The following is a 14,561-nucleotide window of genomic DNA, read 5'->3' as shown; positions in this document are numbered from 1 at the left end:
GTCGTTTTACTCCTTGTGGAGAAGTTCGTGCAGATTCGGGTTTCGGCTCGAAACTAGCGCACTCTCGTCGGCCGACGATCTCCGGTCCACTACCAGGGCTTTTCGACACCTGATCGTCGCGCTTTGAACAGCCGGGACGCGTAGCATGGAGCACCGCCTGGTCGGATCTGCGCGTAGTGGGAGGTGGATGTGTTCCAAGGATTCGACGCATTGCCCGAAGCGCTTCGGCCCCTTGCGCACGATCCGCACCCCAAGCCGAGCCCGCCCCCAGAGCCGCGCAAGGAGACGCTGGTCGACTGCGCCGTCTACGCCGATGGCCATCGGTTGCCCGGCAAACTCGGGTACGCGGCCGCACTGGACAAAGTGCGCGAGATCGAATCGCTGGGGCACCAGGCATTCGTCTGGGTCGGCCTCCGCGAACCCAGCCAGTCCGAGATGCAGGAAGTGGCTGACGTGTTCGGGCTGCACCCGCTGGCGGTGGAAGACGCGGTGTGCGCCCATCAGCGGCCCAAGGTGGAGCGCTACGACGACACCCTGTTTCTTGTCCTCAAGACCGTCAACTACGTGCCGCACGAATCGGTGGTGCTGGCCCGCGAGATCGTCGAGACCGGCGAGATCATGGTTTTCGTCGGCGGGGATTTCGTGGTCACGGTCCGCCACGGCGAACACGGCGGACTGTCCAACGTGCGTAAGCGGATGGACGGCGACCCCGAGCAGATGCAGTTGGGCCCCTACGCGGTGATGCACGCGATCGCCGACCATGTGGTGGACCACTACCTCGAGGTGAGCAGTTTGATGCTGTCCGACATCGACGGCATCGAGGGGCTGGCGTTCGCCCCGGGCAGCAAGATCGACGTCGAACCGATCTATCTGCTCAAGCGCGAGGTGGTCGAACTGCGCCGGTGCGTCAGTCCGCTGTCGGGCGCATTCCATCGCATCCAGATGGACAACAAGGACGTGATCTCCAAAGAAGTGCGGCGCTATCTGCGTGACGTCGCCGACCACCACTCCGAGGCCGCGGACCAGATCGCCAGCTACGACGACATGCTCAACTCGTTGATCCAGGCGGCGTTGGCCCGGGTCGGGATGCAGCAGAACAACGACATGCGCAAAATGGCGGCCTGGGCCGGTATTTTGGCGGTGCCCACCATGGTCGCGGCAATCTACGGGATGAACTTCCACTTCATGCCCGAGCTGAACTGGACGTGGGGTTATCCGGGGATCATGGCCGTGATGACCGTCGCCTGCGTGGGACTGTATTTCCAGTTCCGGCGCAACAACTGGCTCTAGCACGCTCGAGGGATCGGCGCCTGGCGTCAACCAGGCTGTGCGGCAGGGCGATTCGGATCCAGCACATCGACACCGTCGTTGTCCCACGCTTGCCGCATCGCCTCGGCACCCTTGAGCCGCACCCACGCCGCTTCGGTTGCGGTGATGGGCGTCGCCGACAGAAACTGCACGGGGTCGCGGGGCGCATCCAGCGGCAGATCGTCGATGTCGCTGCGGCCCAACAGCACGGCGGTGAACGGCACCCGCGCCGACGGGGACGCCCACAACGGCGAGCCGAGATCGACCAGCGCGTCGGCGCACAGCACCACACCGTCGACGGCCGGGGCCGCCGCCAGTATCGCCAGGCTGCGCGCGATGCCGGTGACCGGTCCGGGATCGCGCAATTGCAGCACGATTTCGGCGCGCGGGCCGCGCACCGGGTCGGCAATATCCAGCGTTGGTTCGGTCATGGGATGGCGTGAGCAGCCCAACGTGGCGTAGTGCACCGTCGCGTCCGGCTCGCGGAATCGCAGCACTTCGATGGTCTCGGTGCCCAGAAACGTCACGCTCGCCGCATCGGGCTCGGCGTCGGTGAAGTGAGCCTGCAGATGCGCGCGCACCCGATCCTGTGTCACGATGCCCCGGCCGGCGCGACGGTCAGGTTTGCCCCGGAATCCGCATCGAAAACCACCAGCTTGGTGGTGTCGAACGCCAACTCGATCGACTGTCCGATGGCCGCCTTCGATTCGGCGGGAACCCTTGCTACGAACTGGTTTTCGTGGGCGTCCGACTCGGCGGCCAACTCGTCCAACTGGGCCGAGTGCGCGGCCCACGCCGCGGTGGAGAAGTAGACGTACTTGTCGGCGCCCAGCGACTCGACCAAGTCGACCTTCACCTCGAAGGTCAGGGCCCTGATTCGCTGGTAACCGTCGATCAACGCGGCGTCGGACAGATGCTCGGGCCGCACGCCGACGATGACGTTCGCGGGCTCGGGATGCTGGGCGATCACTTCTTGGACTTCCGGTGTCAGCATCACCTCGCCGAAGGGCAGTTTGAGCCCGACGGGCGTCAGCGTGGCGGGAAAGAAATTCATCGCCGGCGAGCCGATGAAGCCGGCGACGAACAGGTTGGCCGGGTGCTCGTACAGCTCGTCCGGTGTGGCGATCTGTTGCGCAACACCGGAATGCATCACCACCACGCGGTCGCCCAGCGTCATGGCCTCGGTTTGGTCGTGGGTGACGTAGACCGTCGTGGTGCCCAGTCTCTTCTGCAGCCTGGCGATCTCGCCGCGCATCTGTACCCGCAGTTTGGCGTCCAGGTTCGACAGCGGCTCGTCCATCAGAAACGCCTTGGGATGCCGCACGATTGCGCGGCCCATCGCCACCCGCTGCCGCTGCCCGCCCGACAACTGCGATGGCTTGCGGTCCAGAAGTTCAGTGAGGTCGAGGGTTTTCGCCGTCTCTTCGACCTTCTGGGCGATGTCGGACTTCTTCATCTTGGCCAGCGTCAACGGGAAGGCGATGTTCTGCCGCACCGTCATGTGCGGGTACAGCGCATAGGACTGGAACACCATCGCGATATCGCGGTCTTTGGGCGCTTTCTCGTTCACCCGTTCACCGCCGATGCGCAGCTCGCCGGATGAGATGTCCTCAAGCCCGGCAATCATATTCAAGGTCGTGGTCTTGCCGCAGCCCGAAGGGCCGACCAGGATCAGGAATTCGCCATCGGCGATGGTGAGGTTCAGGTCGTGCACCGCCGTCGCGCCATCGGGATAACTCTTGCTGACATGGTCCAGCACAATCTCGGTCATCGAGTTATCCCTTCACCGCGCCCGAGGTCAACCCGGCGACGATTCGTCGTTGGAAGATTAAAACAAAAATGATGATGGGGACCGTGATCACGACGGCGCCCGCCGCGATCGACCCGGTCGGCTCCTCGAACTGGGAGCTGCCGCTGAAGTTCACGATCGCCACGGGCGCGGTGATGGCCGCTTTGGTGGCGGTCAGGGTCAACGCCAGCAGCAGATCGTTCCAGGCGAAGATGAACACCAGGATCGCCGCCGTCACCACACCGGGCGCCGCCAGCGGCACGATCACCTTGCGGAACGCCTGAGCCGGCGTCGCACCGTCCATTTTCGCCGCCTTCTCCAGATCCCAAGGGATCTCCCGGAAAAAGGCGGACAGCGTGTAGATCGCGAGCGGCAGCGCGAACGTAGTGTAGGGCAGGATCAAACCCGGCCAGGTGTCGAACAAACCAATGAAGCGTTCGATGTTGAACAGCGGCGTCACCAGCGAGATCGCGGGAAACATGGTGATCAACAGGGTGGCCCCGACCAGCAACCGCTTGCCCGGAAAGTCCAGCCGGGCAACCGCGTATGCCGCCATCGCGCCGAGCACCACGGCGATCGCGGTGGTGCTCAACGCGATCCCGATGGAGTTGATCAGCGCCGAACTGAAGAAGTCACCGCCAAAGATGCCGCGATAGTTGTCCCAGGATACCGACGACGGAATCAGCTTGCCGTCCTTGACCGTTGAGCTCGGCTTCAGGGACAGACTGAAGATCCACAACACCGGAAGAAGCGCATACACCACCACCAGGGTGTCGATGACGGCCCACGCCGCAGTGCGCCGCGCGCCCATCGATAAGCCCGCCCCGTTAGCGGCCATCGACGTCACCCCCGGGCGCCGCCACGCCGAACACCTTGATGAACAGCAAGGCGATCAGACCCACACAGACGAAGATCAGCACGCTGATCGCCGAGCCGAGCCCGACGTTGAAGCCCTTGAACAGGTTGTCGTAGCCCAGGATCGACACCGATCCGGTGTTGTTGGCGCCGTTGGTGATCACGTAGATGTTGTCGAAAATGCGGAACGCGTCCAGGGTCCGGAACAACAACGCGACCACCACCGCCGGCTTGATGATCGGCAGGGTGACTCTGGTCAGCCGCCGCCACGCGCCGGCACCGTCGACCTGGGCCGCTTTCAGCAGATCCTCTGGGACCAGGGCCAATCCGGCCAGCAGCAGCAACGACATGAACGGCGTCGTCTTCCAGACCTCGGCGACGACGACGATCGCCAGCGACGGGATCTGTTCGGTCAGCGGCGCACTGCCCTGCGGTAACAGGTTGGCCAGATAACCGGTGCCGGGCGTCCAGGCGTAATACCAGCTGTACGAGGCGACCACGGTGACGATGCCGTACGGGATCAGGACCGCGGTGCGCACCAGGCCTCTGCCCACCAGGGTGCGGTGCATCACCAGCGCCAGCGCCAGGCCCAGGACGAACTCGAGGGACACCGAGACCACGGTGATGCCCAGCGTCACCGCCAGCGCGGTCCACCAATAGCGGTCGGTGAGGATCGTCACGTAGTTGTCCAGTCCGACGAACGCGGTGTCGTTGGGAACGGCAAGGTTGTTGCGCTGCAGGCTCAACCACACGGCATAGCCGATCGGATACGCCGTCACCGCCAGCATCAGGATCGCGGCGGGGGCGACCAGAACAAATGCCAGTCGCCGTTCGGATGGCCGACTGCGCAACCGGGGTGCCACGAAAGGTGCTCGCGCGGTGCGGGTTTCGGGAACGGCTACGGTCATCGGCGCCGCTTCCCCGCATCGCTACGTTCTGCGTCGTCACCGGCACGCGTCACGGCAGTAGCCCTTTCCCGTCGATCGCCTTCTGCACCTGGGTGCTGAGCTCGTCGGCGGTCCGCTCGGGGTCGATCTGGGTGATGGGGCTCAGTGTCGCGGCGAGCCGGATAGCCACACCCTGGTAGACCGGCGTTGCCGGGCGCACTGCGGCATCGGTGAGCTGGCGGCGAATGATGGTGTACATCGGATATTTGGTCTGGAATTGCGGGTCGGAATACAGCGAGGTACGTACCGGGGGCAGGCCGCCTTCGAGCGAAACGTACTTCTGGTGCTGCAGGTTACGCAGGCAGCGGATGGCTTCGAACGCTTCGGCGCGGTGACGGCTGGTGCTGGCCACCGCCAGGTTCGCCCCGCCAATCGTCACCTTGGCCGGACGGCCCGGCGCCACACCGGGATACGGCGCGAAGCCGAAAACTCGCTGGCTGGCTTGATACGCGATACGGAATTGCTCGTCGCTGGGCACGAATGTCCCGGCGTCGTTGACACTGCCGGCCATCTTCGGATTCCGGTTGAGAGGCAAGAAGGGAACCCCGCCCTTCACCGCGTTCTCCAGCATGGACGCCAGCGCGTACGGCCAGTTGACCGCGAGCGCCGCCCGACCTTGCTCGAGCGCCAATCGCGCCGTGCTCTCATCGGTCCGGCTGATCGACGGATCCGCTCCGGGCGCGACGGCCACCGACTTGAGGATGCGCAACGCCTTGACGGTGGCCGCCCGGTGCGCGGGCGTATCGGTCAGCGTGACACGGCGGCCATCCTCGGAGAGCACCTGACCACCCCCGCTCGCAAGCAGCGTGTTGAACCAGACCACCAGACCTTCGCCCTCGTTGGCCTGCACGCCGATCCAGCTGGGCTGTCCCGCGGCGTGCAATCTGGTGGCCTCTGACACCATGCCGTCCCAGGTTCGCGGCGGCTGTGTCACCAAATCGCGCCGATACCAAAGCAATTCGGTGTTGGTGGTGACGGGGGCACCGTACAGCCTGCCTTTCCAGCGCGCTGTCGACAGTGGGCCCGGCAAGGTATCGACGGTGGCGTCGGTCTCGGTGCGCCCCTCGGGATCGTCGGACAGCGGCAACGCCCAGCCCGCTTCGGCGAACTCGGCCGTCCAGACCACGTCCAGCGACATCACATCCAGCGTGCGGTCGTGACCGGTCAGCCGGCGGGCCAACTGCAAACGCTGCTCGCCGGGGGCCCGGGGCAGACTGATCTGCTGGATCGCGAAGCGACCATCGAATTGCTTCGTACAGTCCTGGGCGACCGCGGTGAACGTCGCACCGTCGGCGGCCGTCGTATAGAAGCTGATGACCAACCCGTGGCTTCCGGAACCGCACGCCGATACCGCCGCGGCGATGATCGCCGTCGCCAGCGCGATTGCGCCTACCCGGCGCATGCGCCCGCGCCGACTCACCACTAGTTCACGCCTCTCGTGCGCGGCTCAGATCGCCAAGCGCGCCAAAAGGTCCCGCGCCTTTTCTGCGTTTTGCGGATCACATAGCACGTCGTAGCGCCCGGCTACCAATTGCATCGTCGAGCTGAAATCCCTTGTGCCACGGGCCATCGAATAAGGAACGGCGGAGGTGATCAGCCCGAAGAAGACACCGGCGACCAGACCCGTGACCAACGCCCCCCACGGATTAGGGCTGAAGAAGCCCAACACCAGCCCGATGAATAACCCCAGCCACGCCCCGCTCAGAACGCCGCCGCCAAGCACCTTGGGCCAGGTCAACCTGCCGGTGACCCGTTCCACCTGCATCAGGTCGACACCGACAATGGTCACCTGCTGCACCGGGAACTGCTGGTCGGACAGGTAGTCGACGGCGCGCTGCGCCTCGGCGTAGGTGGGATACGACCCGACCGGCCAGCCTCGCGGCGGCGTCGGTAGTCCGGGCGCTCCGCGGCGACCCGCCGCACCCGGAGGCGTCGCGCCGGGAACCTGCCCAGGCTGGAAAGGATTAGTCATCGCCGCTCATTGTCCTCCGCCTCGGCCGTCGTTTCATCTCAGGGCCTCTCCACCCTAACCACTGACCTCCCGTCACCTGCGAAAACACGATAGGCACGGCGGCACCGATCCAACCCCGGGTGCCACGACGAGCCGAGGTTTCGCACCAGCGCGCGCACCGACCGTTGCGGCATGCTGGTCTGCCTGCGGGCCATTCGCGGCGGCACCCGCCACCTGCGCATGGGTTAGGTTGAACACCATGACAGCTCCCGGGGGTGGCTTCGGTGAGGGCGCCCACGACCACGAGGCTGACCCGCCCCCCGCCGGCGCCGGAGCCGCCGGGCCGCCGGATCCGGCCGCTCCCTGGGAACCGCCCGCCGCGCCCCCGCCGGCCGAATCGGCGCCACCGATGTATCCCGCACCGGGTTACTCCCCCGACTACGCCTCCGGGTACCCGCCGCCCGTGCCTCCTCCCCCACCCGGATACGAGCAGCAGCCGCCCGGCTATGGCGGACCGGCCTACCCGCCGGCGCCTCCGCCGTACGGTGGGCCGCCCACTTACGGGCCCCCCGCATATCCGGGCGGCTATTACCCGACGCCCGATTACCACGGTGGCTATTCGCAGCCCGGGACGAACGCCCTGGCGATCGCCTCGCTCATCGCGTCCTTCACGGGGCTGCTGTGCTTTATCGGCTCGATCGTGGCCCTGGTGCTGGGCGTGATCGCCCTGGATCAGATCAAGCGGACTCGCCAGGATGGCTTCGGCATGGCGGTCGCCGGCATCGTCATCGGAATCGCCACTCTGGTAGTGGCTTTGGTGTTCCTGCTCTTTAAGCTGCACGTGTATTAGCGCATTCCCCCCGGGGCGATCGCAAGCGCGGCGGAGCCGGGCGCAGCGGGTCACCACGCATCAGACCGGGGCGATCGCAAGCGCGGCGGAGCCGGGCGCAGCGGGTCGCCACGCATCAGACCCCGGCCGATCGGCCCGGGTTGTCTGCCATCGGCCTCGCGGCTGCCTAGGCTCTCTTCCATGGGATCGGTCAACAGGGTGTACGTCGCGCGGCTTTCGCGGATGTTGGTGTTGGGTCCGCTCGGCGAATCCGTCGGGCGCGTGCGCGATGTCGTGATCAGCATCAGCATCGTCCGCCAGCAACCGCGCGTGCTGGGGTTGGTCGTCGACCTCGCGACACGACGCAGCATCTTCATCCCGATCTTGCGCGTCGCCTCCATCGAGCCCAACGCCGTGACGCTGAGCACCGGCAACGTGTCCTTACGCCATTTCGTGCAGCGGCCCGGCGAGGTGCTGGCGATCGGCCAGGTGCTCGACACGGTCGTCAAGGTCAACGACCCCGACCTGCCGGAGCTGGCCGGCCTCGACGTGGTGGTCACCGACCTGGGTATCGAGCAGACCCGGACGCGGGACTGGATGGTGAGCCGGGTCGCCGTGCGCAGCCAACGCCGGCTGGGACGGCGGGGTCCCGTACACGTCGTCGACTGGCGCAACGTGCAGGGCTTGACCCCGTCGGCCCTGGCGCTGCCCGGTCAAGGCGTGGCACAGCTGTTGGATCAGTTCGAGGGCCGCAAACCGGTCGACGTGGCCGACGCCATCCGCGGACTGCCGGCCAAGCGCCGCTACGAGGTGCTCAAGGCGCTCAACGACGACCGGCTGGCCGACATCCTGCAGGAGCTGCCCGAGTTGGATCAGGCCGACGTGCTGTCGCAGCTGGGCACGGAGCGATCCGCCGACGTGCTCGAGGAGATGGATCCCGACGATGCGGCCGACCTGCTGGGCGTGCTGAATCCGACCGACGCCGAAATGCTGCTGACCCGCATGGACCCGGGAGATTCCGCCTCGGTGCGCCGGCTGCTCACCCACTCGCCGGACACCGCGGGCGGCTTGATGACCTCGGACCCGGTGGTGCTGACCCCGGACACCGCGGTCGCCGAGGCGCTGGCCCGCGTCCGTGATCCCGAGGTCAGCGCCGCGCTGTCGTCCATGGTGTTTGTGGTGCGGCCGCCCACGGCCACTCCCACCGGACGCTACCTGGGTTGTGTGGCGCTGCAGCGACTGCTGCGGGAGGCACCGGGCGAACTGGTCGGCGGGATCGTCGACAGCGACCTGCTGACGCTGACGCCGGAGACACCGCTGGTCTCGGTGACCCGCTACCTTGCCGCGTACAACCTGGTGTGCGGACCCGTGGTCGATGACCAGAACCATCTGTTGGGGGCGGTCACCGTCGACGACCTGCTCGATCATCTACTGCCGCACGACTGGCGGGTGGACATGCAGGAACTCGACACCGTCGGCCGGCTCGAAGGACTGGGAGGATCCGCGTGAGCAAGTCCACGGCTCCGCGGGGGCTCTACACCCCGCGGACATCGCGCAGGTACTCGCTGCGGCTGGATCCCGACACGGTCGGGCAGTTCACCGAGTCGATCGCACGCTTCTTCGGCACCGGCCGATACCTACTACTGCAGACGATCGTGGTTATCGTGTGGATCGCGCTGAACCTGTTCGCCGTGGGACTGCGCTGGGATCCCTATCCGTTCATCCTGCTGAACCTGGCCTTCTCCACCCAGGCCGCCTACGCAGCGCCGCTGATCCTGCTGGCCCAGAACCGTCAGGAGAACCGGGATCGCGTCACACTCGAAGACGACCGCCGTCGTGCCGCGCAGACCAAGGCCGACACCGAGTACCTGGCCCGCGAACTGGCCGCCGTGCGGCTGGCCGTCGGCGAGGTGGTGACGCGTGAATACCTGCGCCACGAGCTCGATGACCTGCGTGAACTACTGGCCGACTTGCGACCGGAAACCGCGGATGCCGAGCCGGTTCAGGTCGGCGACGGCCTGGAGCGAACAGCTAAGAAATCCAGGTGAGAACCGTTTAGACCATTGCGCCACTCGTGTCACAAGAGTTATGTATGGTGATCTGGTTCACCGAGCTAACAGAAAGTGGACCCAGCTCACATATCTAGGACGGTCGAGTGCGCATAGGGGGAAGCCGGGGTGAGAGCCCCGCCGCCGCGACTGTGCGGCAGCGAGCACTTCGGAACACGCGCAAGCCGATTTTCGGCGTGGCAATGATTACTCCATTGGTCTTCGCGGGGGCGGTCAGCGCCGCAGCTCCTTCGCTTCCCATGCGAATGCCGCCGGTGCATGCCGCCGTCACCCCGGTGGCCGCCGTCTCCCCGACCTTCCCCGACCTCACCGGGCCCGCCGTCGTCGCGATCGACCGCGGCCCGACCGTCTTTCACGTCGCCGAGCCCGCGTTGTCCGCTCCGCCGCCGGCGATGATTGTGAATGCGCGTGGCGCACTTGGTATTCCAAGTGTCGCGCTGGCTGCGTACCGCAGCGCGGAGCAGAAGATGGCCGTCGCCGTCCCGGGCTGCGGCGTCAGCTGGAACCTGTTGGCCGGAATCGGGCGCATCGAATCGGGGCACGCGGGCGGCGGTGCGGTCGACGCGCGCGGCACCGCGATCAACCCGATCTACGGCCCCTCCCTGGACGGCACGCTGCCCGGCAACGAGACCATCATCCAGAGCAGCGCCGGCAACCGCGTCACCTACGCCCGCGCGATGGGACCGATGCAGTTCCTGCCGGGGACCTGGGCGCGCTACGCCTCCGACGGCAAGGGCGACGGCGTGGCGGATCCGCAGAACATCTTCGACGCCACCCTGGCGGCCGCGCGGTACCTGTGCAGCGGCGGACTCAACCTGCGCGATCAGTCGCAGGTCTTGACCGCGATCCTGCGCTACAACAACTCGATGCCCTACGCGCAGAACGTGTTGGGCTGGGCGGCGGCCTACGCCACCGGTGTCGTGCCGGTCGACCTGCCGCCGATGACCGGACCGCCGCCGCCACTGGGCGACGCGCACCTCGAGCACCCCGAGGGGCTCGGACCCAACCTGCCTTTGAACATCAACGGTCTGCCACTGGACGACCCGCTGGCGCGCGTCCCGTTGATCGACTTGAGCAGCCCGGCGATGGTCAGTCCGCCGCCGATGTTCCCCTGGATGACGCCCACCCCCCAGCAGGCGCCGACCCAAGTCGGTTGCACGGTGATCTGCATCAGCTCGCAGGGGACGCCGCCCGCCGGGCCGCCGCCGCCGTTCGCACCCCCGCCGCCGTTCGCACCCCCGCCGCCGTTCGCGCCACCGGCGACCGCGCCACCGCCCTTCGGTGCGCCGCCGCCGGAGGCCGGTCCCGCACCGGCGCCCCCGGCCGCGGTGCCGGCGCCCCCGGCCGCCGGACCTTCGCAAGTCGTACCGGCGCCCAAGCCCGCCGCCCCGTCGAGCACGGCGGCCGGTGCGCCCAAACCGAAGCAGCCCGGCCCCGGTTCGGCCGGCTGATCCAGGCCCGCCAAACGGCCCCTTCCCGCACGCCTACACTCGGCGGTGATGTCCCGCCATGACTCTTCTGATTCAGCAGCCGACCTGAACGCGGCTATCCGCACCGCCCTGGGCAAGGTGATCGACCCCGAATTGCGACGTCCGATCACCGAACTCGGGATGGTCAAGAGCATCGACACCGAGCCCGGCGGCGCGGTGCACGTCGCGATCTACCTGACCACCGCCAGCTGCCCGAAGAAAACCGAGATCAGCGACCGAGTCAGCCAGGCGGTCTCCGACGTGCCGGGCACCGGCGCGGTCAAAGTCACCTTGGACGTGATGAACGACGAGCAGCGCACCGAGCTGCGCAAGCAGTTGCGTGGGGATGCCCGCGAGCCCGTGATCCCGTTCGCACAACCGAATTCGCTGACCCGGGTCTACGCGGTCGCGTCCGGGAAGGGCGGCGTCGGAAAGTCCACCGTCACGGTCAACCTGGCGGCGGCGATGGCGGCCCGCGGCCTGTCGGTCGGAGTGCTGGACGCCGATATCCACGGCCATTCCATCCCCCGCATGATGGGCACCACCGAGCGGCCCACCCAGGTCGAATCGATGATCCTGCCGCCCATCGCTCACGAGGTGCGTGTCATCTCCATCGCTCAGTTCACCGAGGGCAACACCCCGGTGGTGTGGCGCGGGCCGATGCTGCACCGGGCGCTGCAGCAATTCCTGGCCGACGTCTACTGGGGCGATCTGGACGTGCTGCTGCTCGATCTGCCGCCGGGCACCGGCGACATCGCCATCTCGGTGGCGCAACTGATCCCGAACGCGGAGATCCTGGTGGTGACGACGCCGCAGTTGGCCGCGGCCGAGGTCGCCGAGCGGGCCGGCAGCATCGCGCTGCAGACCCGTCAGCGCGTCGTCGGCGTCGTGGAAAACATGTCGGGCCTCACCCTGCCCGACGGCTCCACGTTGCAGGTGTTCGGTGAGGGCGGCGGCCATCAGGTCGCCGAGCGGCTAACCCGGGCGGTCGGCGCCGATGTGCCATTGCTGGGTCAGATTCCGCTGGATCCCGAGCTGGTGGCCGCGGGCGATTCCGGCACGCCGCTGGTGCTGAGCGCACCCGATTCGCCGGTGGGCAAGGCCCTGCGCGGGGTGGCCGACGGCTTGTCGTCGCGCAAGCGGGGACTTGCCGGGGTATCGCTCGGGCTCGATCCCACCCGGCGCTGAGGACTCACGACCCTGCGGCCCAAAGCCCTTGATGGCGTTCAGGTCGCGTCGGTGTCGAATGGCGTATGACCGCCGGCCTGCTGTTCGGCCGCCAACGTCTGCCCGTTCGCCGCGGGAGTGCCCGGTTGCGGAGTCTGCGCTGACGCGCCACTCACCGGTTTGTCGAAGCTCCCGGTCAAGAAGGAATCGTCGCCATCCAGGAGATGCTTGGTCAGCGCCGCACGCGGCGTCATGCCCCGTAGCTTTTGCAGTTCGCTCAACGGAACGCGTAGATCGTCGAACTCGGGTCCGAGGTCCTCGCGCAGCTGACTGGTCACACCGCTGAGGTAGTCACGCGCCTGACGCAAAGCGTTCGACGTCCACCGGATGGCACCCGGCAGCCGCTCCGGCCCAAGGACCACCAGCCCGACCACGACGAGGACGAGCATGTGCTCCCAGCTCAGGCTGCCGAACATCAGCTGTCGGGGTCTGGTTTGACGGTCAGCGTGACGTGCCGTCCGTCGCGGACGACCTCGATCGGTGAATCCTGGCCGATGGTCAGCTGCCGCACGGCGACGACGAACTCGTCGGCGTCGGCGACCTTGCGGTTGCCGACCTTGACGACGACGTCGTTCTCCAGGATTCCGCCCTTCTGCGCGGGGCTGCCCGCCTTCACGTTGGCCACCTGAGCGCCGGATGCAATCGCGTTGCTCACCGACCGGGTGCTGACCCCCAGCGTCGGGTGCACGATCTTGCCGTCCTTGATCAGCGTCTGCGCGACCTGCTTGGCCTCGTTGATCGGGATCGCGAAGCCAAGCCCACTTGCGCTGTCGGACAACGACTTCCCCGCGGTGTCGATGCCGATCACTTGGGAATCCATGTTGATCAGCGGACCGCCGGAGTTTCCGTGGTTGATCGACGCGTCGGTCTGCAGCGCGTCGATCACCGTGTCGGTGTCCGAGCCCTCCCCCGACAGCGGCACCGGTCGGTGCAGCGCGCTGATGATGCCGTGCGTCACGGTGCTGCGCAGCCCCAGCGGCGCACCCGCGGCCAGGACCTCGTCACCCACCCGCACCTTGTCGGAATCACCGAGGCGCGCCACCGACAGATTGTCGACGTTGTCGACCTTCAGCACGGCCAGGTCGGTCTTGGGGTCGCGGCCCACCAGGTTCGCCGGCACCTCTTTGCCGTCGTTGAACACCACCGTGGTCTTGAACTGACTCGGGTTGTTCGCCGCCTCGGAGATGACGTGGTTGTTGGTGACGATGTAGCCGCGGCCGTCGATGACGACGCCGGAGCCCTGCATGCCTTCTTGGTCGCTCTTGGACTCGATGGTCACCACGGCGCCCGCCGTCGCGGCAGCCACCTTGGCGAAACGGCCGGCCGGGCCTTCGCCGTTGCCGCTGGTCGACAGCGTCACCTTCGAGGTGGTGAACGCCTCGGCGACCTCGGCCGTCTTGCGGCCTATCACACCGCCGAGCATGCCGATGACCAACGCGATCAGCAGCAATACCAGCAACGCGAGGTAGGACACCTTGCCGCCGAACAACACGTCGCGCACGCCCAGTTTTCCGCCGTAACCCAGCGCTGTCCCGGATCGCGACGGCGCCACCGCCGGTGTGCCCAAGGCCGCCGCCGCCCCCGGGTTTCGCCAGGGATCGTCGAGCTCGTCGGGCTCCACACCGTCTTTCTCGGCAGCCAGCGCATTGGCGTCCACCGGGTGGCGCTGCAGCGACTCGGGGCTGCCGTCCGGCCGGTGGAATGCCTCCTGCAGGACGGGGTCGGCCGGTCGGTCGCTCGGCCGGAATTCGGCCTGGTCCCGATACTTCGGCGGACGGACCCGTTCGGCCACGAACGACCCGCGCAGCCCGTCGGGACGACCGAACTCCCGACGCGATGCGGGGTCGACCGGCGGACGCGAGACGGGACGCGGGGCTAAGCGGTTGCCGCTGTCTTTTGCTTGGTCGTAGCCTTGGTCGGAGGTCACGTTATCCCTTTTTGGATCCTCTACTTGAGCGCTCGAGACAGGCCTTTACCGGGCGAAATACGCGGCACCGGCGTTGTCCGTGTCCACCCTAGTATCCACGGCCCGCGGTGGGTCGGCACGAACGCGCGTGTGGGGTGGCCGCGGGCCGCGTGGCGCGGATCAATCGCGGGGGCATCGGTGAAAAAGCGGC

General features: G+C 67.1%; 14 protein-coding genes. 6 read left to right on the top strand and 8 right to left on the bottom strand.

All coding sequences use genetic code 11. The features are described from left to right. Positions 1-189: 189 nt before the first annotated feature. Entirely contained in the window at positions 190-1,290 is a 1,101-nt protein-coding gene (gene corA, locus A5782_RS22965; RefSeq protein WP_067104478.1) for a magnesium/cobalt transporter CorA, read from the top strand. A gap of 26 nt (positions 1,291-1,316) precedes the next feature. Here the strand turns inward: corA and A5782_RS22960 are convergent, their stop codons facing one another. Genes A5782_RS22960 through A5782_RS22935 form a run of 6 tightly spaced genes read right to left on the bottom strand, consistent with a single transcriptional unit; the run spans position 1,317 to position 6,871 of the window. Then, positions 1,317-1,904: a suppressor of fused domain protein gene (locus tag A5782_RS22960; protein ID WP_067104389.1), complete on the bottom strand. Its 588-nt coding sequence runs from the start codon at positions 1,902-1,904 to the stop codon at positions 1,317-1,319. Next, positions 1,901-3,079: an ABC transporter ATP-binding protein gene (locus tag A5782_RS22955; RefSeq protein ID WP_067104385.1), complete on the bottom strand. Its 1,179-nt coding sequence runs from the start codon at positions 3,077-3,079 to the stop codon at positions 1,901-1,903. Before A5782_RS22955 ends, A5782_RS22960 begins: the two co-directional genes overlap by 4 nt. Before the next feature lie 4 nt (positions 3,080-3,083). Further along, positions 3,084-3,908: a carbohydrate ABC transporter permease gene (locus tag A5782_RS22950; RefSeq protein WP_156624073.1), complete on the bottom strand. Its 825-nt coding sequence runs from the start codon at positions 3,906-3,908 to the stop codon at positions 3,084-3,086. A gap of 16 nt (positions 3,909-3,924) precedes the next feature. Beyond that, a complete protein-coding gene (locus A5782_RS22945) occupies positions 3,925-4,860 on the bottom strand; it encodes a carbohydrate ABC transporter permease (protein ID WP_067104383.1) in 936 nt (311 codons plus the stop codon). Between the two features lie 49 nt (positions 4,861-4,909). Further along, positions 4,910-6,322, bottom strand: coding sequence for an extracellular solute-binding protein (locus A5782_RS22940; protein WP_067104382.1), 1,413 nt, complete (start codon positions 6,320-6,322; stop codon positions 4,910-4,912). A gap of 24 nt (positions 6,323-6,346) precedes the next feature. After that, positions 6,347-6,871, bottom strand: a complete 525-nt coding sequence (locus tag A5782_RS22935; RefSeq protein WP_067104381.1) for a general stress protein — start codon at positions 6,869-6,871, stop codon at positions 6,347-6,349. 238 nt (positions 6,872-7,109) lie between these two features. Between A5782_RS22935 and A5782_RS22930 the strand changes: the two genes are divergently transcribed. The 5 genes from A5782_RS22930 to A5782_RS22910 all read left to right on the top strand — a co-directional run bounded on the left by A5782_RS22930 (position 7,110) and on the right by A5782_RS22910 (position 12,405). After that, positions 7,110-7,700 (top strand): DUF4190 domain-containing protein, encoded by a 591-nt coding sequence (locus A5782_RS22930; RefSeq protein WP_067104380.1) that lies wholly within the window; start codon positions 7,110-7,112, stop codon positions 7,698-7,700. Between the two features lie 180 nt (positions 7,701-7,880). Further along, on the top strand, positions 7,881-9,188 hold the full coding sequence (locus A5782_RS22925) for a magnesium transporter MgtE N-terminal domain-containing protein (RefSeq protein ID WP_067104379.1): 1,308 nt from the start codon (positions 7,881-7,883) through the stop codon (positions 9,186-9,188). Further along, positions 9,185-9,727, top strand: a complete 543-nt coding sequence (locus A5782_RS22920) for a DUF1003 domain-containing protein (RefSeq protein WP_067104378.1) — start codon at positions 9,185-9,187, stop codon at positions 9,725-9,727. The genes A5782_RS22925 and A5782_RS22920 overlap by 4 nt, the downstream gene beginning before the upstream one ends. 107 nt (positions 9,728-9,834) lie before the next feature. Continuing rightward, positions 9,835-11,199 carry a lytic transglycosylase domain-containing protein gene (locus A5782_RS22915; protein WP_197694321.1) on the top strand — a complete coding sequence of 455 codons (1,365 nt, stop codon included), beginning with the start codon at positions 9,835-9,837 and terminating at the stop codon, positions 11,197-11,199. A gap of 48 nt (positions 11,200-11,247) precedes the next feature. Then, a complete protein-coding gene (locus tag A5782_RS22910; protein ID WP_156624066.1) occupies positions 11,248-12,405 on the top strand; it encodes an Mrp/NBP35 family ATP-binding protein in 1,158 nt (385 codons plus the stop codon). Positions 12,406-12,443: 38 nt separating this feature from the next. On the opposite strand, the gene tatB is transcribed toward A5782_RS22910, so the two are convergent. Together tatB and A5782_RS22900 are read right to left on the bottom strand one after the other, a co-directional pair. Next, positions 12,444-12,860 (bottom strand): Sec-independent protein translocase protein TatB, encoded by a 417-nt coding sequence (gene tatB, locus A5782_RS22905; RefSeq protein WP_067104375.1) that lies wholly within the window; start codon positions 12,858-12,860, stop codon positions 12,444-12,446. Next, on the bottom strand, positions 12,860-14,371 hold the full coding sequence (locus A5782_RS22900; protein ID WP_067104374.1) for a S1C family serine protease: 1,512 nt from the start codon (positions 14,369-14,371) through the stop codon (positions 12,860-12,862). Before A5782_RS22900 ends, tatB begins: the two co-directional genes overlap by 1 nt. Positions 14,372-14,561: the final 190 nt, after the last annotated feature.

Origin of the sequence: Mycobacterium sp. 852002-40037_SCH5390672 (genome assembly GCF_001665875.1) — a bacterium.
Classification (GTDB): Bacteria; Actinomycetota; Actinomycetes; order Mycobacteriales; family Mycobacteriaceae; genus Mycobacterium.
Note: the sequence above shows the minus strand (reverse complement) of the source record. Positions and strands in the feature narration are given on the sequence as shown.